Origin of the sequence: Streptococcus sp. LMAG:39, assembly GCF_008680485.1 — a bacterium.
In the GTDB taxonomy this organism is placed as follows: domain Bacteria; phylum Bacillota; class Bacilli; order Lactobacillales; family Streptococcaceae; genus Streptococcus; species Streptococcus pasteurianus.
On the sequence record NZ_NALE01000001.1, the window covers coordinates 1236379 to 1257154 of the forward strand.

Annotated in this window: 22 protein-coding genes and 1 pseudogene; 17 read left to right on the forward strand and 6 right to left on the reverse strand. The window is 38.4% G+C overall.

Annotation, left to right across the window (positions count from 1 at the left end; genetic code table 11):
* Positions 1–64 precede the first annotated feature (64 nt).
* The 16 genes from rpoB (at position 65) to CCC20_RS06405 (ending at position 15575) form a co-directional block, all read left to right on the forward strand.
* The gene (gene rpoB / locus CCC20_RS06330) at positions 65–3637 is read left to right on the forward strand and encodes a DNA-directed RNA polymerase subunit beta (RefSeq protein ID WP_058692628.1); all 3573 of its coding nucleotides are present in this window, start codon (positions 65–67) and stop codon (positions 3635–3637) included.
* A gap of 176 nt (positions 3638–3813) precedes the next feature.
* On the forward strand, positions 3814–7452 hold the full coding sequence (gene rpoC / locus CCC20_RS06335) for a DNA-directed RNA polymerase subunit beta' (protein ID WP_003062914.1): 3639 nt from the start codon (positions 3814–3816) through the stop codon (positions 7450–7452).
* Between the two features lie 165 nt (positions 7453–7617).
* Positions 7618–7980 (forward strand): DUF1033 family protein, encoded by a 363-nt coding sequence (locus tag CCC20_RS06340; protein WP_058692629.1) that lies wholly within the window; start codon positions 7618–7620, stop codon positions 7978–7980.
* Between the two features lie 70 nt (positions 7981–8050).
* Entirely contained in the window at positions 8051–8992 is a 942-nt protein-coding gene (gene comGA, locus CCC20_RS06345) for a competence type IV pilus ATPase ComGA (RefSeq protein ID WP_003062917.1), read from the forward strand.
* On the forward strand, positions 8916–9959 hold the full coding sequence (gene comGB / locus CCC20_RS06350) for a competence type IV pilus assembly protein ComGB (RefSeq protein WP_003062919.1): 1044 nt from the start codon (positions 8916–8918) through the stop codon (positions 9957–9959). Before comGA ends, comGB begins: the two co-directional genes overlap by 77 nt.
* The gene (gene comGC / locus CCC20_RS06355) at positions 9959–10252 is read left to right on the forward strand and encodes a competence type IV pilus major pilin ComGC (RefSeq protein WP_003062921.1); all 294 of its coding nucleotides are present in this window, start codon (positions 9959–9961) and stop codon (positions 10250–10252) included. The genes comGB and comGC overlap by 1 nt, the downstream gene beginning before the upstream one ends.
* Positions 10236–10667 carry a competence type IV pilus minor pilin ComGD gene (gene comGD / locus CCC20_RS06360; RefSeq protein WP_058692630.1) on the forward strand — a complete coding sequence of 144 codons (432 nt, stop codon included), beginning with the start codon at positions 10236–10238 and terminating at the stop codon, positions 10665–10667. The genes comGC and comGD overlap by 17 nt, the downstream gene beginning before the upstream one ends.
* A complete protein-coding gene (gene comGE / locus CCC20_RS06365; protein WP_081048608.1) occupies positions 10621–10914 on the forward strand; it encodes a competence type IV pilus minor pilin ComGE in 294 nt (97 codons plus the stop codon). Before comGD ends, comGE begins: the two co-directional genes overlap by 47 nt.
* Entirely contained in the window at positions 10868–11335 is a 468-nt protein-coding gene (gene comGF / locus CCC20_RS06370) for a competence type IV pilus minor pilin ComGF (RefSeq protein ID WP_058692632.1), read from the forward strand. Before comGE ends, comGF begins: the two co-directional genes overlap by 47 nt.
* A complete protein-coding gene (comGG, locus tag CCC20_RS06375) occupies positions 11289–11639 on the forward strand; it encodes a competence type IV pilus minor pilin ComGG (protein ID WP_238374707.1) in 351 nt (116 codons plus the stop codon). The genes comGF and comGG overlap by 47 nt, the downstream gene beginning before the upstream one ends.
* Before the next feature lie 54 nt (positions 11640–11693).
* The gene (locus CCC20_RS06380) at positions 11694–12665 is read left to right on the forward strand and encodes a class I SAM-dependent methyltransferase (protein WP_117479470.1); all 972 of its coding nucleotides are present in this window, start codon (positions 11694–11696) and stop codon (positions 12663–12665) included.
* A gap of 37 nt (positions 12666–12702) precedes the next feature.
* On the forward strand, positions 12703–13902 hold the full coding sequence (locus CCC20_RS06385) for an acetate kinase (RefSeq protein ID WP_058692635.1): 1200 nt from the start codon (positions 12703–12705) through the stop codon (positions 13900–13902).
* 166 nt (positions 13903–14068) lie between these two features.
* Positions 14069–14269, forward strand: a complete 201-nt coding sequence (locus CCC20_RS06390) for a helix-turn-helix transcriptional regulator (protein WP_058692636.1) — start codon at positions 14069–14071, stop codon at positions 14267–14269.
* Between the two features lie 9 nt (positions 14270–14278).
* A complete protein-coding gene (locus CCC20_RS06395) occupies positions 14279–14485 on the forward strand; it encodes a hypothetical protein (protein WP_058692637.1) in 207 nt (68 codons plus the stop codon).
* Positions 14476–14928 (forward strand): hypothetical protein, encoded by a 453-nt coding sequence (locus CCC20_RS06400; protein ID WP_058692638.1) that lies wholly within the window; start codon positions 14476–14478, stop codon positions 14926–14928. The genes CCC20_RS06395 and CCC20_RS06400 overlap by 10 nt, the downstream gene beginning before the upstream one ends.
* Positions 14929–14939: 11 nt before the next feature.
* Entirely contained in the window at positions 14940–15575 is a 636-nt protein-coding gene (locus CCC20_RS06405; RefSeq protein ID WP_058692639.1) for a CPBP family intramembrane glutamic endopeptidase, read from the forward strand.
* A 43-nt stretch (positions 15576–15618) separates the two neighbouring features.
* Here CCC20_RS06405 and proC read toward each other — a convergent pair whose 3' ends face one another.
* From proC to CCC20_RS06435, 6 genes and pseudogenes are all read right to left on the reverse strand, one after another.
* Positions 15619–16389 (reverse strand): pyrroline-5-carboxylate reductase, encoded by a 771-nt coding sequence (gene proC / locus CCC20_RS06410; RefSeq protein WP_058692640.1) that lies wholly within the window; start codon positions 16387–16389, stop codon positions 15619–15621.
* A 60-nt stretch (positions 16390–16449) separates the two neighbouring features.
* Positions 16450–16908: pseudogene (locus CCC20_RS06415) on the reverse strand (zinc-binding metallopeptidase family protein); the annotation flags it as partial.
* Between the two features lie 124 nt (positions 16909–17032).
* Positions 17033–18253 (reverse strand): tyrosine-type recombinase/integrase, encoded by a 1221-nt coding sequence (locus CCC20_RS06420; protein WP_021414780.1) that lies wholly within the window; start codon positions 18251–18253, stop codon positions 17033–17035.
* A 104-nt stretch (positions 18254–18357) separates the two neighbouring features.
* A complete protein-coding gene (locus CCC20_RS06425) occupies positions 18358–18552 on the reverse strand; it encodes a hypothetical protein (protein WP_004614488.1) in 195 nt (64 codons plus the stop codon).
* A gap of 439 nt (positions 18553–18991) precedes the next feature.
* Positions 18992–19240 (reverse strand): helix-turn-helix domain-containing protein, encoded by a 249-nt coding sequence (locus tag CCC20_RS06430; protein WP_004613734.1) that lies wholly within the window; start codon positions 19238–19240, stop codon positions 18992–18994.
* A 1-nt stretch (position 19241) separates the two neighbouring features.
* Positions 19242–19661, reverse strand: coding sequence for an RNA polymerase sigma factor (locus tag CCC20_RS06435; protein WP_021414782.1), 420 nt, complete (start codon positions 19659–19661; stop codon positions 19242–19244).
* 395 nt (positions 19662–20056) lie between these two features.
* Here CCC20_RS06435 and CCC20_RS06440 point away from each other — a divergent pair, with 395 nt between their 5' ends.
* Positions 20057–20722, forward strand: a complete 666-nt coding sequence (locus tag CCC20_RS06440; protein WP_004611595.1) for a response regulator transcription factor — start codon at positions 20057–20059, stop codon at positions 20720–20722.
* The last annotated feature ends 54 nt before the right edge of the window (positions 20723–20776 follow it).

Sequence of the window (20776 nt, forward strand, 5' to 3'; positions counted from 1 at the left end):
AATGAAGGGAATCGGGTTATGTGACATTTATTGACCTCTGTATTTTAATGAAGGAGTAAAAAACTTGGCAGGACATGAAGTTCAGTACGGGAAACACCGTACACGTCGTAGCTTTTCAAGAATCAAGGAAGTTCTTGATTTACCTAACTTGATTGAAATTCAAACGGATTCTTTTAAAGACTTCTTGGATAATGGATTGAGAGAAGTTTTTGAAGATGTACTTCCGATTACAAACTTTACGGATACTATGGAGCTTGAATTTGTTGGTTACGAATTAAAAGAGCCTAAATATACGCTTGAAGAAGCTCGTATCCACGATGCATCTTATTCAGCACCTATTTTTGTAACCTTCCGTTTGATTAATAAAGAAACAGGAGAAATCAAAACTCAAGAAGTTTTCTTCGGTGATTTCCCAATCATGACTGAAATGGGTACATTCATCATCAACGGTGGTGAACGTATTATCGTTTCTCAGTTAGTTCGTTCTCCTGGTGTTTATTTCAACGATAAAGTTGATAAAAACGGTAAAGTTGGTTACGGTTCAACTGTAATTCCTAACCGTGGAGCTTGGCTTGAATTAGAAACAGATTCAAAAGACATTGCTTACACACGTATTGACCGTACACGTAAAATTCCATTTACAACACTTGTACGTGCACTTGGTTTCTCAGGTGATGATGAAATCGTGGATATCTTCGGTGACAGCGAGCTTGTTCGTAATACTATTGAAAAAGATATTCATAAAAATCCAGCAGATTCACGTACTGACGAAGCGCTTAAAGAAATTTACGAACGCCTTCGTCCAGGTGAACCAAAAACAGCCGATAGCTCACGTAGTTTGCTTGTAGCTCGTTTCTTTGACCCACGTCGTTATGACTTGGCAGCTGTTGGACGTTACAAAATCAATAAAAAACTTAACGTCAAGACTCGTCTCTTGAACCAAACTATAGCTGAAAACTTGGTTGATACTGAAACTGGTGAAATTCTTGTTGAAGCTGGTACAGTAATGACACGTGACGTGATTGATTCAATTGCTGAACAATTAGATGGTGACCTTAACAAATTTGTTTACACACCAAATGATTACGCTGTTGTCACTGAACCTGTCGTTCTTCAAAAATTCAAAGTTGTGTCACCGGTTGACCCAGACCGCGTTGTTACAATCGTAGGTAATGCAAATCCTGATGATAAAGTGCGTGCACTTACACCAGCAGACATCTTGGCTGAAATGTCATACTTCCTTAATCTTGCTGAAGGTCTTGGTAAAGTTGACGATATCGACCACCTTGGTAACCGTCGTATTCGTGCCGTTGGTGAATTGCTTGCTAACCAATTCCGTATTGGTCTTGCTCGTATGGAACGTAATGTTCGTGAACGTATGTCAGTTCAAGACAATGAAGTGTTGACACCACAACAAATCATCAACATTCGTCCTGTAACTGCGGCTGTTAAAGAATTCTTCGGTTCTTCTCAATTGTCACAGTTCATGGACCAACACAACCCACTTTCTGAATTGTCTCACAAACGTCGTTTGTCAGCCTTAGGACCTGGTGGTTTGACTCGTGACCGTGCTGGTTATGAAGTTCGTGACGTGCACTACACTCACTATGGTCGTATGTGTCCGATTGAAACTCCTGAAGGACCTAACATCGGTTTGATTAATAACTTGTCAACATACGGACATCTTAATAAATATGGTTTCATCCAAACACCATATCGTAAAGTTGACCGTACTACTGGTGTGGTTACAAACGAAATTGTTTGGTTGACTGCCGATGAAGAAGATGAATACACGGTAGCGCAAGCTAACTCGAAACTTAACGAAGATGGAACATTCGCTGAAGAAATTGTTATGGGACGTCATCAAGGTAATAACCAAGAATTCCCATCAAACATCGTTGACTTCGTGGATGTTTCTCCTAAACAAGTAGTTGCCGTTGCGACAGCATGTATTCCTTTCCTTGAAAATGATGATTCAAACCGTGCCCTTATGGGTGCCAACATGCAACGTCAAGCGGTGCCATTGATTGACCCACATGCACCATATGTTGGTACTGGTATGGAATATCAAGCAGCTCACGATTCTGGTGCCGCTGTTATCGCTAAACATGATGGACGCGTAGTCTTCTCAGACGCTGAAAAAGTTGAAGTTCGTCGTGAAGATGGTTCACTTGATGTTTACCACATTACTAAATTCCGTCGTTCAAACTCAGGTACAGCATACAACCAACGTACACTTGTTAAAGTTGGTGATATTGTTGAAAAAGGTGACTTCATTGCTGACGGACCTTCTATGGAAAAAGGTGAAATGGCACTTGGTCAAAACCCAATCGTTGCCTACATGACATGGGATGGTTACAACTATGAAGATGCCGTTATCATGAGCGAACGTCTTGTTAAAGAAGATGTTTACACATCAGTTCACTTGGAAGAATTTGAATCAGAAACACGTGATACTAAGTTAGGCCCTGAAGAAATCACTCGCGAAATTCCAAACGTTGGTGAAGAAGCTCTTAAAGACCTTGACGAAATGGGTATTATCCGTATTGGTGCTGAAGTTAAAGAAGGTGATATCCTTGTAGGTAAAGTAACACCTAAAGGTGAAAAAGACCTTTCTGCTGAAGAACGCCTTCTTCACGCAATCTTCGGTGATAAATCTCGTGAAGTACGTGATACATCACTTCGTGTACCACACGGTGGAGACGGTGTTGTTCGTGACGTTAAAATCTTCACACGTGCTAACGGTGATGAATTGCAATCAGGTGTCAACATGCTCGTTCGTGTTTACATTGCACAAAAACGTAAAATCAAAGTCGGAGATAAAATGGCCGGTCGTCACGGAAACAAAGGGGTTGTTTCTCGTATCGTTCCTGTTGAAGACATGCCATATCTTCCAGACGGAACTCCAGTTGATATCATGTTGAACCCTCTTGGGGTGCCATCTCGTATGAATATCGGACAAGTTATGGAACTTCACCTTGGTATGGCAGCTCGTAACCTCGGTATTCACATTGCAACTCCAGTCTTTGACGGGGCAACTTCAGAAGACCTTTGGGATACTGTTCGTGAAGCTGGTATGGATAGCGACGCTAAGACAGTTCTTTATGACGGTCGTACAGGTGAACCATTTGATAATCGTGTCTCTGTTGGTATCATGTACATGATCAAACTTCACCACATGGTTGATGATAAACTTCACGCTCGTTCAGTTGGTCCTTACTCACTTGTTACACAACAACCTCTTGGTGGTAAAGCACAATTTGGTGGACAACGTTTCGGTGAAATGGAAGTTTGGGCTTTGGAAGCTTATGGTGCATCAAATGTCCTTCAAGAAATCTTGACATACAAGTCAGATGATGTGACTGGACGTCTTAAAGCTTATGAAGCTATCACTAAAGGTAAACCAATTCCAAAACCAGGTGTACCAGAATCATTCCGAGTGCTTGTTAAAGAATTGCAATCACTTGGTCTTGATATGCGTGTGCTTGATGAAGATGATAACGAAGTAGAACTTCGTGATCTTGATGAAGGTGAAGACGACGACGTTATGCACGTTGATGACCTTGAAAAAGCTCGTCAAAAGCAAGAAACTGAATCTGCTGAAAAAGTAGAAGTTTCTGCTGAAGAAAATAAATAATAGGAAATAACAATTTAGACATGGAAAGTGCAAGCCAACCTTGCCTTTCCTAGTCAGATTGTTTGAATGAGTCCTATAACGATAAATAATGTCTTGCAGACAAAAATTTGTAAGTCGTGACAAGTTAGAAAGTAGCTCTGCTATTTTCAAAAGAACAATAAAGAAAGGTAAAACTAGTGGTTGACGTAAATCGTTTTAAAAGTATGCAAATCACATTAGCCTCACCAAGTAAAGTCCGTTCATGGTCTTATGGTGAAGTTAAAAAACCTGAAACAATCAACTATCGTACGCTCAAACCAGAACGTGAAGGTCTTTTTGATGAAGTAATCTTTGGACCAACAAAAGACTGGGAATGTGCTTGTGGTAAATATAAACGTATTCGTTATAAAGGAATTGTTTGTGACCGCTGTGGTGTTGAAGTAACACGTGCTAAAGTTCGTCGTGAACGCATGGGACACATTGAATTGAAAGCTCCAGTATCACACATCTGGTACTTCAAAGGTATTCCATCACGCATGGGACTTACTCTTGATATGAGTCCACGTGCTCTTGAAGAAGTTATTTACTTCGCTGCTTACGTAGTTATCGATCCAAAAGATACTCCGCTTGAACCAAAATCACTTTTGACTGAGCGTGAATATCGTGAAAAATTACAAGAATACGGACAAGGCTCATTTGTTGCGAAAATGGGTGCTGAAGCTATCCAAGATCTTCTTAAACGCGTTGATTTGAAATCTGAAATCGCTGAACTTAAGGAAGAATTGAAAACAGCAACAGGGCAAAAACGTATCAAAGCTGTCCGTCGTTTGGACGTGCTTGATGCCTTCTACAAATCTGGTAACAAACCAGAATGGATGGTACTTAACATCTTGCCAGTTATTCCACCAGATCTTCGTCCAATGGTTCAATTGGATGGTGGACGTTTCGCTGCATCTGACTTGAATGACCTTTACCGTCGTGTTATCAACCGTAACAACCGTTTGGCTCGTTTGCTTGAATTGAATGCCCCAGGTATCATTGTGCAAAATGAAAAACGTATGTTGCAAGAAGCTGTTGATGCTCTTATCGATAACGGTCGTCGTGGTCGTCCAATCACTGGTCCTGGTAGCCGTCCTCTTAAATCTTTGAGCCACATGCTTAAAGGTAAACAAGGTCGTTTCCGTCAAAACTTGCTTGGTAAACGTGTTGACTTCTCTGGACGTTCAGTTATCGCCGTAGGTCCAACACTTAAAATGTATCAATGTGGTGTGCCGCGTGAAATGGCTATCGAATTGTTCAAACCATTCGTAATGCGTGAAATTGTTGCGCGTGACTATGCTGGTAACGTTAAAGCAGCGAAACGTATGGTTGAACGTGGTGATGAACGTATTTGGGATATTCTTGAAGAAGTTATCAAAGAACATCCAGTACTACTTAACCGCGCACCGACTCTTCACCGTTTGGGTATCCAAGCCTTCGAACCAGTCCTTATCGATGGTAAAGCACTTCGTCTTCACCCACTTGTTTGTGAAGCCTACAATGCCGACTTCGATGGTGACCAAATGGCCATCCACGTACCACTTTCTGAAGAAGCACAAGCTGAAGCACGTCTTCTTATGCTTGCCGCAGAACACATCCTTAACCCTAAAGATGGTAAACCAGTCGTAACACCATCTCAAGATATGGTTCTTGGTAACTACTACCTTACTATGGAAGAACCAGGTCGTGAAGGTGAAGGAATGATCTTCAAAGACCGTGATGAAGCAGTTATGGCTTACCGTAATGGTTATGTTCACTTGCATACTCGTGTGGGTATTGCCGTTGATAGCATGCCAAATAAACCATGGACTGACGAACAGAAACATAAAATCCTGGTTACAACTGTAGGTAAGATTCTCTTCAACGATATCATGCCTGAGGATTTACCTTACCTTCAAGAGCCAAACAATGCTAACTTAACAGAAAAAACTCCAGATAAATACTTCTTAGCACCAGGACAAGATATTCAATCTGCTATTGACAGCTTGGAAATCAATGTACCATTTAAGAAGAAAAATCTTGGAAATATCATTGCGGAAATCTTTAAACGTTTCCGTACAACAGAAACATCAGCTTTCCTTGACCGCTTGAAAGACCTTGGTTACTATCATTCAACTCTTGCTGGTTTGACAGTAGGTATCGCCGATATCCCAGTTATCGATAACAAACAAGAAATTATCGATGCAGCTCACAGCAAAGTTGAACAAATCAACAAAGCCTTCCGTCGTGGTTTGATGACTGATGATGACCGTTATGTTGCTGTTACAACAACATGGCGTGAAGCTAAAGAAGAACTTGAACAACGTCTGATTGAAACACAAGATCCTAAGAATCCTATCGTTATGATGATGGACTCAGGAGCTCGTGGTAACATCTCTAACTTCTCACAACTTGCCGGTATGCGTGGTTTGATGGCTGCTCCGAACGGACGTATCATGGAATTGCCTATCCTATCTAACTTCCGTGAAGGTTTGTCTGTCTTGGAAATGTTCTTCTCAACTCACGGTGCTCGTAAAGGTATGACCGATACAGCCCTTAAGACTGCCGACTCTGGTTACCTTACTCGTCGTTTGGTTGACGTTGCCCAAGATGTTATCATTCGTGAAGATGATTGTGGAACTGACCGTGGTCTTGTTATTCGTGCCATTACTGACGGTAAAGAGGTGACAGAAACTCTTGAAGAGCGTCTTGTTGGTCGTTACACTAAGAAATCTGTTAAACATCCTGAAACTGGCGAAGTTATTGTTGGTTCAGATGTATTGATTACTGAAGATATGGCAGCTGAAATTGTTAAAGCTGGTGTTGAAGAAGTTACAATCCGTTCAGTATTCACATGTAACACTCGTCATGGTGTCTGCCGTCACTGTTATGGTGTCAACCTTGCAACAGGTGATGCGGTTGAAGTTGGTGAAGCAGTTGGTACAATTGCCGCTCAATCTATCGGTGAACCTGGTACACAGCTTACAATGCGTACTTTCCACACGGGTGGTGTTGCGTCAAATACCGATATCACACAAGGTCTTCCTCGTATCCAAGAAATCTTTGAAGCTCGTAATCCTAAAGGGGAAGCCGTTATTACTGAAGTTAAAGGTACTGTTGTTGACATCGAAGAAGATGCTTCTACACGTACTAAGAAAGTTTACGTTCAAGGTAAAACTGGTATGGGTGAATACGTGGTACCATTCACTGCCCGCATGAAAGTTGCTGTTGGTGATGAGGTACACCGTGGTGCTCCACTTACTGAAGGTTCTATCCAACCTAAACGTCTCCTTGAAGTTCGTGACACATTATCAGTTGAAACTTACCTTCTTGCTGAAGTACAAAAAGTTTACCGTAGCCAAGGGGTAGAAATCGGTGATAAACACGTCGAAGTAATGGTTCGCCAAATGCTTCGCAAAGTTCGTATCATGGATCCAGGTGATACAGAACTTCTCCCAGGCACACTTATGGATATTGCAGACTTTACGGATGCTAACAAAGATGTTGTTATCTCTGGTGGTATCCCTGCAACATCACGTCCAGTGCTTATGGGGATTACAAAAGCTTCGCTTGAAACTAACTCATTCTTGTCAGCCGCATCATTCCAAGAAACAACTCGTGTTCTTACAGATGCTGCTATCCGTGGTAAGAAAGATCATCTTCTTGGTCTTAAAGAAAATGTTATTATCGGTAAAATCATTCCAGCTGGTACAGGTATGGCTCGTTACCGTAACCTTGAACCACAAGCTGTTAATGAACTTGAAATAAGTGAAGAAGCAGAAACAGTTGAAGCAACCGTTTCAACAGGTGCTGAATAAGGTTAGTTCACATTTTATGCTAATAAATGAAAAGGTCTGAGATTTTCATCTCAGACCTTTGTGCTTATTATCACCGAACTTTACTGATAATAATTCTAAATAAGCAAATTCTTTTTAAAAAGCTTTTGATTTTTATATAATAAACTCCGTAAGGAAGTGTGTTAAATGTATCAAGTGATAAAAATGTATGGGGATTATGAGCCGTGGTGGTTCTTGAAAGATTGGCAAAAAGATATTATAGAAGAAAAACGTTTTGAGTATTTTGAGGATGCTTTCTCCTTTTACAAAACAGAATGGTTATCTCTTAAAACGACTTTACCAAGTTGTAAATATCATGATAATCTTCAGGCGGCTTTCTGGGATAAGACAGATCAACGTTGGTGTGAGAATTGTGGGGATTATCTGCAACAGTACCATTCCATTTTAATGCTCAAAGACGGTAAAGAATTGCCTGAAGGGACTTTTTCTTATCATTTTAACGTTCAAAATGATGAGTCAAGACCCCAAAATTGTAAATTCGAATCGTAATCATGGAATTTTTTCCATGATTTTTTTGTTTTTTATGACTAATTTACGAATAGAAAAGTAGGAGGTCAAGATGATTCAGGAAGAAGCAAAGCAACTCATTAAAGATGCTGTTGAAGTTAATGCGCAAGATATTTACATTTTACCTAGAGAAGATTGTTATGAAGTGTATCAACGCGTAGGAGACCAACGGCGATTTGTTGATTATTTTGAGATAGAGCAGATGACTAGCTTGATTAGTCATTTTAAATTTGTGGCTGGTATGAATGTTGGTGAGAAACGTCGCAGTCAGTTAGGTTCTTGTGATTATCAATTTGCAGATGAGGAAGAGATTTCGCTTCGCTTGTCGAGTGTTGGTGATTATCGTGGACGAGAAAGTTTAGTGATTCGCTTGCTTTATTCTGGCCGTCATGACTTGCAATATTGGTTTGATGGGATGAAAAATATTTTAGAAGCCATTGATAGTAGGGGACTTTACCTTTTTTCGGGACCAGTAGGGAGTGGAAAAACCACTCTCATGTACCAATTGGTTCGTGAAAAATTTCCTGATAAGCAAGTCATTACAATTGAGGACCCTGTTGAAATCAAACAAGAACAAATGTTGCAGTTGCAGTTAAATAGTGATATTGGGATGACTTATGATGAGCTAATTAAATTATCGCTTCGCCATAGACCAGATATTCTGATTATTGGAGAAATTCGTGATAGCGAGACAGCGCGTGCAGTCGTTCGTGCAAGTTTGACAGGAGCTATTGTGTTTTCGACCATTCATGCGAAAAGTATCCCTGGCGTTTACGAACGTCTTTTGGAATTGGGTGTTAGTAAGCAAGAATTGGAAAATAGTTTGCGTGCCATTGTTTATCAACGCTTAATTGGTGGAGGAGGTGTGATTGATTTTGTTAAAGAAAACTTTGAAAGTCACCGACCAGAATGCTGGAATGCAAAAATTGAAAGTCTTGTTAAAGACGGACATATCACAGCTGAACAAGCAAAAATCGAAAAAATTGCCATTTAAAAAACAGCGCAAGGTTATCCAACTCTTTAATAATCTTTTTAAAAGTGGGTTTAATTTAACAGAAATTGTGTTTTTTCTCCGAAGAAGTCAATTGTTGTCAGAGGTTTATGTTGAGAGGATGCAAGAAAGTTTGTTAAATGGTGCTAGTCTAGCAGCAATGATGGTAGATTTAGGGTTTTCGGACAATATTGTCACACAAATTGCTTTGGCTGATGTTCATGGAAACAGTCAGAAAAGTCTGCTAAAAATTGAGTCTTACCTTTCTAGCATGACTGTCGTCAGAAAAAAGTTAATTGAAGTTGCAACGTATCCATTGATTTTGTTCTTGTTTCTTATTTTGATTATGCTGGGGTTGAAGAATTATTTACTGCCGCAGCTGGAAAGCCAAAATGTGGCAACGCAGATTATTGCGCATTTTCCAACGATTTTTTTGTTAAGTATTTTCTCGATTGGAGTGTTGCTTATTTGTACGACATTTTATGCTAGGCGTTTATCGCAGATTGATTTATATAGTCGAATAAGCCGGATTCCACTTGTGGGAAACTATGTTAGGTTATATTTGACAGCTTACTATGCGCGTGAATGGGGAAATTTGATTGGGCAAGGTATTGAATTAATGGCAATCGTGGGAATCATGCAAAAGCAAAAGTCACTCTTATTTCAAGAGATTGGAAAGGATATGGAAGAAGCGCTGCTTTCAGGGCAAGCTTTTCATCAAAAAGTTCTGGATTATCCATTCTTTTTGCGAGAATTGAGCTTGATGATTGAATATGGTGAGATCAAATCAAAGCTTGGGCGTGAGTTGGACATTTATGCTGAGGAAACATGGCAGAGCTTTTTTGGCAAATTGACTCAAGCAACACAGCTCATTCAACCACTTGTTTTTGTCTTTGTAGCTTTGATTATTGTGTTAATTTATGTGGCAATGCTGTTGCCAATGTATCAAAATATGGGAGGAAATTTTTAATGAAAAAGATTTGGAAAAAATTACGTAAAAAGTCTGTGGCTGCTTTCACACTTGTGGAGATGTTGATTGTGCTTCTTATTATCAGTGTTTTAATGTTGCTTTTTGTACCGAATTTGAGTAAGCAAAAGGACGTTGTTCGTGAAAAAGGCGATGCTGCTGTTGTGAAAGTGGTTGAAAGCCAGATGGATTTGTACGAACTGAAAACGGGAGATAAACCGACTGTTGATGATTTAGTTGAAGTTGGATACATCACTTCTGAACAAGCAAAAACTTACAATGAAGCTAAAAAATAAAACAGTTTCAGCTTTTACCCTTTTAGAAAGTTTATTAACACTAGGAATTTCCTGTTTTATTATCATGATGTTGTCAGGCTCTTTGAATGGCATTTTTCAAAATGTGGAAGAAAAGATTTTCTTTTTATCGTTTGAAAATCTCTATTGTGATACGCAAAAATTAGCTAATGCTAGGCAACAAAGTCTTACGTTGACTGTTTCGCAAGAGGAAGTATCTACTGATTTCTCAGCGGTAAAACTCCCTCCATCGGTCAAAGTTGATAAAACTTATCAAGTCAATTTTGACAAAGCAGGAGGCAATTCGTCCTTGGCAAAATTAACCTTTCAAACGTCAGATAAAGAGTTCAACTATCAATTATATTTAGGGAGTGGTAAATATAAAAAGACAGAAACTAAAAGCTTACATACTCCTTGAGAGCTTGATAGCACTAGGATTGTTAGCGATGATTACGAGTATTGTTTTAGGGGAAATTGATAAAAATAGGCAGTTTATGCAAGAAAGTTTACGGCAGCAGGAAGTTCTTAATGTGGCAACAATGGCTGTGCAAACAGGGCAAAATCATTTGAAGATGAATGGTATTGAGGTTGAGATTATCAAAAAAGATGGAGAGGTCTATGTTTATGAGGGGAAAACGGAAATATTACACGTTAAAAAAGACTAGTTTAAAGGCATTCACCCTCATAGAATGTTTGGTTTCTTTATTGATAATTTCGGGTGCTATTCTTGTTTACAATGGCTTAACGCAATCTATTTCTGCAAATGTGCATTATTTGTCGGAAAATCAAGAGGAAAACTGGCTTTTGTTTTCACAACAGCTGCGTGCGGAACTTGCCAATTGTCAATTAGATAAGGTTGAAAATAACAAGCTATATGTGACGAAGTCCAGTCAAAAGTTGGCATTTGGACAGTCAAAGGCTGATGATTTTCGTAAAACAAATGCATCTGGTCAAGGCTATCAGCCAATGATATTTGGAGTAAAATCTTCTGCTATTTCTAGAGATGGTCAGAAGGTGACAATGACATTGAATTTAGAGAATGGTTTGGAGAGGACATTTGTTTACACTTTTGAAACAGCAAGTTAAGGCAGGGATTTTAATCTATGCTTTGCTTATGGCAGCAATTTTTGCCTTGCTTTTGCAATTTTATCTAGGACGTGTCGTGGCAATGGAGCGACAACACCAAGCGCAGCTATCTGCTAGTCAGGCTTATTTAATGGCAGAATTAACAAAAGATTTGGCAAAAGAGGATACTGGTCATCTTACATTTGACCAAGGAGTAACTGACTACAACTTCCAAGATAATCGATTGCAGGTGATGGTCAAACTGCCTAATCAACAAGAATTTGACTTTGTTTTCCAAAGTGTTCAGAAAGAGAAAGCTAATTAGGGCTTTCTTTTCATTTCCTGCGTTTTTTGATATGATAGGGTTGCGGAGGACAAGATGAATTTTGAAAAAATTGAAACAGCCTATGAGCTGATTTTAGAAAATATCCAATTAATTGAAAATGAGTTAAAAACTCATATTTATGATGCGCTTATTGAACAGAACTCTTTTTACTTGGGTGCTGAAGGTGCCAGTGAAGAAGTTGCTGCCAACAATGAGAAACTGCGTCAGCTTGCATTGACCAAAGAAGAGTGGCGTCGAGCTTTCCAATTTATCTTTATCAAAGCTGGTCAAACAGAGCAACTGCAAGCCAATCATCAATTTACACCAGATGCTATTGGTTTTATTTTGCTGTTCTTGATTGAAAATCTGACAGATTCAGATAAAATTGACCTTTTAGAAATTGGTAGTGGGACAGGGAACCTTGCTCAAACATTCTTAAATAATTCGTCTAAAGAATTAAATTATCTTGGTATTGAAGTTGACGATTTGTTGATTGATTTATCAGCAAGTATTGCAGAAGTGATGGATTCTGATGCTCGGTTTATTCAAGAAGACGCTGTGCGTCCACAAATTCTACAAGAAAGTGATGTGATTATTAGTGATTTGCCAGTGGGTTTCTATCCTAATGATGACATTGCAAAACGTTATAAAGTGGCAAGTTCTGATGAGCATACCTATGCCCACCATTTGTTAATGGAACAATCGTTAAAATATCTCAAAAAAGATGGTATTGCAGTCTTTTTGGCGCCCGTTAGTCTTTTGACAAGCAAACAGAGTGATTTATTGAAACAATGGTTGAAAGATTACGCGGATATTATCGCCGTGATTACTTTGCCAGAATCTATTTTTGGCAATGTAGCGAATGCGAAATCAATTTTTGTTTTGAAAAAACAGGCTGCGCAGACGCCAGAAACCTTTGTTTATCCACTTTCTGACTTACAAAGTCGTGAAACTCTGACCGATTTCATTGGAAAATTTCAAAAATGGAAAGTTGATAATATGAATTTTAAAAAAAATGTGATATAATGGAGGTATAACATGAAAGCGCTTTAGAGGTAAATTTATGGCGAAAACTATTTCTATTAATGCAGGAAGTTCAAGTCTGAAATGGCAATTGTATAATATGCCAGAAGAAGAAGTTATTGCAAAAGGGCTAATTGAACGTATTGGTCTTGTCAATGGTATTTCTACGGTTAAATTTAATGGACAGACGAAATCTGAGACCAAGGATATTCCAGACCACACAGCAGCTGTTAAAATTTTCTTGGATGATTTGATTTCAATGGACATCATTGCTAGTTATGATGAAATCACGGGTGTTGGACATCGTGTTGTTGCTGGGGGTGAGTACTTCAAAGATTCGGTTTTGGTAACTGATAAAGTCATTCAACAAGTTGAGGAGTTATCCGTATTAGCACCGCTTCACAATCCTGGAGCAGCTCTTGGAATTAGAGCTTTTAAAGACCTTTTGCCTGACATTACAAGTGTTGTTGTTTTTGATACTGCTTTTCATGCAACAATGCCTGAAGTAGCATACCGCTATCCGATTGCAAATCGTTATTATACTGATTATAAGATTCGTAAATATGGTGCCCATGGAACAAGTCACCAATATGTCGCGCAAGAAGCGGCAAAGGTTTTAGGAAAACCCTTGGAAGATCTGAAATTAATTACTTGCCATATTGGTAATGGGGTGTCCGTGACTGCTATCAAGGACGGTAAATCTGTTGATACTTCAATGGGCTTGACACCACTTGGTGGAACAATGATGGGTACACGTTCAGGAAGCATTGATCCTGGTGTGATTACGTATTTATTAGAGTGTGAACCAAACCTTAATAGCCCTCAAAAAATTCGTACGGTATTAAATCGCGATTCAGGTCTTCTTGGTATTTCTGAGAAATCAAGTGATATGCGTGATATTCTTGCTGGGAAGGAAGAGGGCGATGAAAAATGTCAGTTAGCTTATGACATGTATATTGATCGTTTACGAAAATACATTGCACAGTATTTTGCGGTTTTGAATGGCGCTGATGCTATTGTCTTTACGGCAGGTATCGGTGAGAATTCAAGCGTTGTTCGTGAGGATATTATTTCTGGCATGACTTGGTTTGGTGTTGATACGGATCCAGCTAAGAATGTGTCAGGAGCCTATGGCGTTATTTCAACAGATAAAGCGCGTGTGAAAACTATGGTTATCCCAACTGATGAAGAACTTGTGATTGCGCGTGACGTTGAACGTTTTAAAAATTCTACTAATTAAGTTATCAAATATTATGATAAGACCAGAAAAGTTGACCTGAATGGGTCAGCTTTTTTGATTATTTTATAAAAAATATAAAATAAACTTGACAAAAAATGTAAAGTAAACTATACTATGCTAAAAATGTAAAGTCTCCTTTACTAATTGATGCGATATGGAGGAGGAAATGGAAACAAAAATCCAAGAACTACGCAAAGCAAATAAAATTAGTCAAGCAGAACTGGCAGAAGCGTTAGCCGTGACAAGGCAGACGATTATCTCACTTGAAAAGGGACGTTATAATGCTTCTTTGGAGTTAGCTCATAAAATCGCTAAATACTTTGGGAAAACAATTGAAGAGATTTTTATTTTTGACGATGAAAAGTAGGAGAAAAAGATGAACACACTTTATGAGACTATGAAAAACGTTGGTTTTGCTACGGTAAGTTTAGGGCAACTATTGTTACTTACAGTATTGGTGGCTAATCTGAGTGACTTTTTATCAGGTTTTCTACTAGCAATGAGTATCATGTTAAACGTATTATCTATTACTTTTTTCAAGATAAAATTTTGGGGAAATAAAAGGAGAAAATTGTGGTTTTAAAAGCTTTAATAAGTATGACTCGGAAAAAGACATTGGAAGAATATCGTCATTATATGATGACGATATCCCTAAGTTTTCTATTTGTTGCTGCTTCATGTTTACTGACTTCATTTTTTATCAAGACCAATGATTTTGCGGCTGGTTTATTACTAGGTGGAGGAGTAGCAGGATTAGTAGTTGCTATCTATTATGTAACTTTGACAAGGCAACCGAATCGTTTAAAAGCAGCTTATATTGCCGCTTACGATGAACGCAATCAGCTCATCTTGCGAGTGACGGCTTTATCAACGCTGATTCTCTTATTTTTAGAGAATTTTATGTTGATTATCTTGTATGCTTTTATAGGTATTGTATTGACTTATCCGATAGTCTTGCTGATTTGGTTGTATAGTTTATTTTGGGGATTTGTTTTCTTTAAACTAATATTTACAAGAATTTTATAAGAGGTGATATCATGAAAAAACTTTTAACAGCTTTAAAATATTTCTTTTTGGCTCTGGGATTGCTTTTCTTGGAGCAATTGCCAACAGCATTTATTGCAGCAGACCAACCATTCTGGCAGTCTGTATTAATTACTTTAGCTCTTTTGGTAGTTGCTGTTTTTACAGTCTATGTTGCTAAACGAGTTGAACTATTGAGTCATTTAGAAGAATTAAAAACATGGAAAGCTTGGAAAACCATTTTGGTTGGTTTTGTTGTGCTAACTATTGTCAAGTATATCGGTGGTGTTGTCTTACTTTTAGAAAATGGTATTGGGGCAAATACAGAAAATCAAGCAGCGCTTGAGCAACTTGGTATGTCACCTCTTTTGTTAGTTGTTTTGACAGCTATTGCAGCGCCAATTGTGGAAGAAACGGTTATGCGTGGACTTATCTTAGGACGTCTCTTTAATAATTCTTACCTTGGTGTTATCCTTAGTTCTCTGCTTTTTGGTTTATTGCATATACCAACTAATATTGGAAGTTGGATTATTTATGGTGGTATGGGATTGGTACTTGCTGTTGTTTATCATAAGACACAGAAACTGGAATATACAATAGCTATCCATTTTATTAATAATGCATTGGGAGTACTTTTTATGATCTTGTGAGGTAAAGAAAAGCACTGAACGATTTTATTCAGTGCTTTTTTAATTACAAAGCTTTTGCTTTATCGATAGTGGCATCGATGCTTGAGATGACACTTGCTGTCAATCCTGTTTTTTCAAGGTCGAGAAGTCCTGCGATGGTTGTTCCACCAGGGCTTGAGATTTTATCAATCAAGTCATGTGGGCTGTCAGAACCTTGAAGAAGATTTTCAGCACTAGCAAGGACCGTTTGTGTCACGATATCGAGTGATTTTTCTTTTGGAATACCATATTTGACACCAGCTTTAGCAAGAGCTTCGATAAATAGGTAAATGTAAGCTGGACTAGAGCCTGCAAGAGCTGTAAAAGTATCAAAGTCTTTTTCAGGAATATCAAAGGTTGAACCAAAGCTGTTAGTGATTTCTTTGGTGGTTGCTATGAGTTCTGCAGAAACGTTGTCATTGGTACAAATCGCTGTTGTACTTTTTAGAATTTGAGCATTGAGGTTTGGCATGATACGAATTAATGGAAGATTTGGGTCTGTTAATTTGCCAAGGCGTTCCAATGTTACCCCTGCCGCCATTGAAAGAATGGGCTGGTGGAAGTGAAGTCCAGCAAGGACTGGTTCAAACATTTGTGGTTTGATACCAAGGATAACCAAGTCAGATTGGTCAATGAGTTCTTGGTGTGAAAGGGCTGCTTTAACTCCAAGTTGCTCTGCGATTTCGCGTGAGCGAGGAAGTGAAGAACCTGAAATGATGATATCGTGCGATGTTGTGTTGAGTCCATTGATAATGGCAGTTGCCATTTTTCCAACTCCGATAAATCCAATTTTCATAGTAAGACAAAGGGGAAGTGCAACAGAGATGCTTAATGACCTGAGTCCCCTAGCTCCTTTCTAGTATTGTTTGATGAGGTCAACAGTTGAGCGGTCTAATTTTTTAACAATAGCTTGAAGGAAAGCTTGCGCTTGCAAGAAGTCATCCATAGCATAAAGGCTTTGGTGCGAATGAATATAACGCGCACAAACACCGATAGTTGTCGATGGGATACCACCGTTTTTAAGGTGAGCAGCACCAGCATCTGTACCACCTTTGGCAGCATAATATTGATATTTGATACCAGCTTCTTCAGCGGTTGTGAGTAAGAAATCACGCATATCTTTTAACATGATATGTCCTGGGTCGTAGAAACGGAAAAGTGTTCCGTCGCCAATTTTACCTTGGTTACCATAAATGTCACCAGCAGGTGAGCAATCAACGGCGAAGAAGAGTTCTGGTTGGAATTTTGTGGCAGAAACGTGTGCGCCACGAAGACCAACTTCTTCTTGAACATTAGCACCAGCAATAAGTGAGTGCTAATATTTTTGTTATTTTTTTGCAAACCCTTTAAAATCAGTGGTTTGCAGTATCTTATTTCTTTTGAAATTGTGATTTTTCTGTTTTGACACCAATTTGACACCAATTTTTCTTTTTATGGTGTCAAGCATTTAACACCATACTATCTAGTCTTGCAATCTCATTTTCAATCCTTGTCAGCTCTCCAATATGGTTATACACTTCCATTGTTACATCTATATGAGCGTGTCCCATAATATATTGAAGAACTTTTACGTCCATACGGCACTCTGCCATTCTGGTACAAGCTGTGTGACGCATTACATGAGCTGAAAACTTCGGTAACAGCTCTGCTTTCCTATGCTCTTTTTTTGCTCTCTCTACTTCGGTTTTGTTATATGCGTCTACAATGTTATATAAAACACTATTTACGCCATTCGGCATAAGCGGTCTGCCCGATTTCGCTGTAAAGACAAACCCCGAATACCCGTCCACCTCAATGCTCTTATCCTTTGCAAGCATGAAATTGATTTTCCTTTGTTCCTCAAAGGCTTTTGCAACTTCTTGTGTCATAGGTATAATACGAATACCCGACTCCGTTTTTGGTGTTGAGATATGGAATTTGCAACCGTCGCCTAAATTCTTATAAATGAGCTGGTGGTCTACATTAACCGTTTTTGCCTTGATATTTATATCTTTCCATGTAAGACCAATAAGCTCCCCACACCTTAACCCCGTACCAATCATTATGGTAAACATAGGATAATATATGTTATAGACATTGCTCTGTTTTACAAACTCCATAAACTTTTCTTGTTGAGAAACAGTTAAGGCTTCTTTTTCCTCTGCTGGTTTTCCATAATCGCTAATGGAACTTTTTGCAGGGTTCTTTCGGATAATATCATCATCAACAGCCATTTCTAATGCAGGATAAAGCAGGTTGTGAATATACTTGATTGTAGAATAAGCATATCCAGCTTTGGAAAGTTTCGCATAATACGCTTTAATATGTGAGGGTAAAAGCTGAACAACTTTAATATTTCCAATCTCGTCTTTTACTCTGTTTTCCCAAGCACGAACATAACTAACTCTTGTAGTATCAGCCAGCTCACGAGTTGCCATATAACGCTCAAACAACGTGTTAAGCGTCATTTTTTTGATTGCCCCGTCTGTCAGTATGTTATCTTCCATATCCTTTGCAATCTGTTTCTCTTTTTCTCGAAGCTTTGGTAAATCTTGTGCATAGACTGTCAATCTCTTGCCTGTTCTTACATCTGTATAACGATAACTGTATCTTCCATCATTACGCCAGTTTTCGCCCTCTCTTAATTTTCTTCCTTTTGGGTCTTTTCTACTAATTGCCATGAGAACCATTCCTTTCTGAAAAAGCCTCTTTTCTTGTTCTCACAGCGTGCTTTGTCCTTTCTTATTATACTACACACGCCAGAGAACATAAATAGAAAATCGCTCTATTCTTCCAAATATAACAAGTATTTCTTGACTTTTTCTATGGAATAAAGAACCCTGCGACCTATCACAATTTTTGCTCCTGCCTGCTCACCAATCTTTCTTGCGGTAGCACGACCACAAGATAACATAGCAGACAGTCCCTCTATATCAACAGCAATCGGCTGTTCCGTTGCTCTTATCTTCGTTTTATTCATATTCCAACACCTTACCTCGCTGGAACATCACATCATTTAACACATCAGTATTTAACATAATGTAACACCCCCTTTACTGTGTGTCTATTTATAAGTTACAGAAGCAGACAGACGGCTTTGGAAAGCTCCGTTAGTATCTCAACTATTCCCATTCTTGTGGGCAGAACCGCACCATGCGGACGTATCATTATTCTGTGAGAATAGGTCGTGGCAAAACGACTTTTCCAATAGTCGCTCTCGGATCACTGCGTGGGTCGCTCGCTTTCTTTTGAAAAGGTCGTGGCGTACAGTCCCCGTGGCTCGCTATCTCACAAACGTATCTGTCTGCTTTATTCAGTTGTCAAAGAGCTGTGGCGAAAGCGTGTTGCTTTCATGTAAAAGCAGGTGCAGAGCAGGAAAGAGGGGGATTGAACAAATCATGCTCTGCGGTTACTGCTTGTTATTCTTCTTCGATTTCTAAGGCAATATCAAACCCTAAAATCATTTTGATAAGTGCTTCTCGGATAAGTCCTTTTAACTCCATATCTACGACAATATAGACATTACCGTATTCATCATAGAGTGGACGCAGACAGCACTTTGATATGTACGGGTCATAAAATGCCAGTATCTTTTCAATCGCTTTTTCGTCCCCGTCCATTGCTTGTGAAAGCAAATAGTAGGACGGCTTCTTAAATGTTTGCTTCATTTTACTGTTTCTCCTTTAGTAATTTTTTCATAAGTGCCAATGAGTTATGTCGATTTTGGAATACACCGCTTCTGGAAATATTCTGCTTTTTTGCAATTTCTTCGTTGTTCATTTCCAAGAAGTAATACATCAGCAAAGTTTCACGGTTACGCTCGGATAACTGTTTCAAGGCTTCTGCCAATTCATCATCATAAACACGAATATCGTGACCGCATACATTGAAAATCGTATAGTCCGTTTCATAATCGTCCAAGACAGCCATATTTTCTACAACGATTTCTGGGAGTTCGCAAAAAAGCGTTTCTTTCTCTTGTCGTCGTTTTAATTTCTGCTGGTAGTCCTTAACAACATGACGGACAACTTTCTTCAAACAACTTTCAAAACGGCATTGAACTGTTTTCTGGAAGTCAGACGGTTTCATCAATCTCACCCCCTTTCCGCTATGACGTGAAAAGTGGTTCTCCCTCTTTCCGCACCATATAGGGAACGGCAGGTGTGATTTGTTAAGTTGAGAACTCAAAAAAGCCAAAATTTTTCCAGAATGAAAAAAGCCCGCACAAAACAGGCTGTTTGCACGAGCGAATGAATTTATATATCTAATTAACGATTTTATTGATTGCTTTTTCCATTTATAGCCGATAAATTTCTTTAAAACATTCCATGAAACATACTCCCTAATTTACACATCAAAAATATTTTCCAAAATCATAAAGTATATTTCTAAATAATTTCTAAATGTACCATAGACTTCTTTGTTTCATGTGGATAGCATAAAAACCTTATGATACAATGTCTAATTAAAGGAGATGAAATCACATGAATAAAATTGCTATTATTGAAGATGATATAGACATTTGCAATATGATTGCAAAATTCTTAGAAAATAATAAATATATCGTTCATTATGCCTTGAATGGTGCAGAGGGAATAGAATTATGTAAATCGCTTGTTCCAGATTTAATAATACTTGATATTATGTTACCGAAGTTAAATGGAAATGATGTATTACAGCGATTGCGTAAATTTACAAATGCTCCTGTCATTGTTGTTTCCGCAAAAACAATGGTACAGACAAAAATAGATTTATTAAAATTAGGTGCTGATGATTATATGACTAAGCCGTTTGACCTGCATGAGCTTCTTGCTCGTATTGAGGCAAATTTGAAAAGGACTTCAAATACGTCCTGCCAAAATGATACTTTGACATATAGAGATATTGAAATCAATAACTCTCTAGTTTATATCAAAGAGGTATTAGTATCTTTTACATCAACCGAGTTAAAGATTTTAAGACTATTATTGCAATATCCGCAAAAAATTTTTTCAAAGCAAAATTTATATGAATCCATTTGGAATGAAACTTATGCTTATGATGATGATACGATAAATACCCATATCAGTCATATTCGTAAAAAAATCAAGGCAATTACAAATGAAGATTATATACAAACCATTTGGGGAATCGGTTATAAAATTAAATAACTTTAGATTTTCTTTAGACTTATCAGATATAGTGGCATAGAAAGGAGTGTTTAG

Bases quoted from the DNA above. Each gene is read 5' to 3' on its own strand.
- CCC20_RS06440 (WP_004611595.1), top strand. From the start codon at position 20,057: ATGAATAAAATTGCTATTATTGAAGATGATATAGACATTTGCAATATG.
- CCC20_RS06435 (WP_021414782.1), bottom strand. From the start codon at position 19,661: ATGAAACCGTCTGACTTCCAGAAAACAGTTCAATGCCGTTTTGAAAGT.
- comGG (WP_238374707.1), top strand. From the start codon at position 11,289: ATGGTTTGGAGAGGACATTTGTTTACACTTTTGAAACAGCAAGTTAAG.
- CCC20_RS06395 (WP_058692637.1), top strand. From the start codon at position 14,279: ATGAACACACTTTATGAGACTATGAAAAACGTTGGTTTTGCTACGGTA.
- proC (WP_058692640.1), bottom strand. From the start codon at position 16,389: ATGAAAATTGGATTTATCGGAGTTGGAAAAATGGCAACTGCCATTATC.
- CCC20_RS06385 (WP_058692635.1), top strand. From the start codon at position 12,703: ATGGCGAAAACTATTTCTATTAATGCAGGAAGTTCAAGTCTGAAATGG.
- comGC (WP_003062921.1), top strand. From the start codon at position 9,959: ATGAAAAAGATTTGGAAAAAATTACGTAAAAAGTCTGTGGCTGCTTTC.
- CCC20_RS06430 (WP_004613734.1), bottom strand. From the start codon at position 19,240: ATGAAGCAAACATTTAAGAAGCCGTCCTACTATTTGCTTTCACAAGCA.
- CCC20_RS06405 (WP_058692639.1), top strand. From the start codon at position 14,940: ATGAAAAAACTTTTAACAGCTTTAAAATATTTCTTTTTGGCTCTGGGA.
- CCC20_RS06390 (WP_058692636.1), top strand. From the start codon at position 14,069: ATGGAAACAAAAATCCAAGAACTACGCAAAGCAAATAAAATTAGTCAA.
- CCC20_RS06425 (WP_004614488.1), bottom strand. From the start codon at position 18,552: ATGAATAAAACGAAGATAAGAGCAACGGAACAGCCGATTGCTGTTGAT.
- CCC20_RS06340 (WP_058692629.1), top strand. From the start codon at position 7,618: ATGTATCAAGTGATAAAAATGTATGGGGATTATGAGCCGTGGTGGTTC.
- comGB (WP_003062919.1), top strand. From the start codon at position 8,916: ATGCAAAAATTGAAAGTCTTGTTAAAGACGGACATATCACAGCTGAAC.
- CCC20_RS06380 (WP_117479470.1), top strand. From the start codon at position 11,694: ATGAATTTTGAAAAAATTGAAACAGCCTATGAGCTGATTTTAGAAAAT.
- comGA (WP_003062917.1), top strand. From the start codon at position 8,051: ATGATTCAGGAAGAAGCAAAGCAACTCATTAAAGATGCTGTTGAAGTT.
- CCC20_RS06420 (WP_021414780.1), bottom strand. From the start codon at position 18,253: ATGGCAATTAGTAGAAAAGACCCAAAAGGAAGAAAATTAAGAGAGGGC.
- comGF (WP_058692632.1), top strand. From the start codon at position 10,868: ATGTTTATGAGGGGAAAACGGAAATATTACACGTTAAAAAAGACTAGT.
- comGD (WP_058692630.1), top strand. From the start codon at position 10,236: ATGAAGCTAAAAAATAAAACAGTTTCAGCTTTTACCCTTTTAGAAAGT.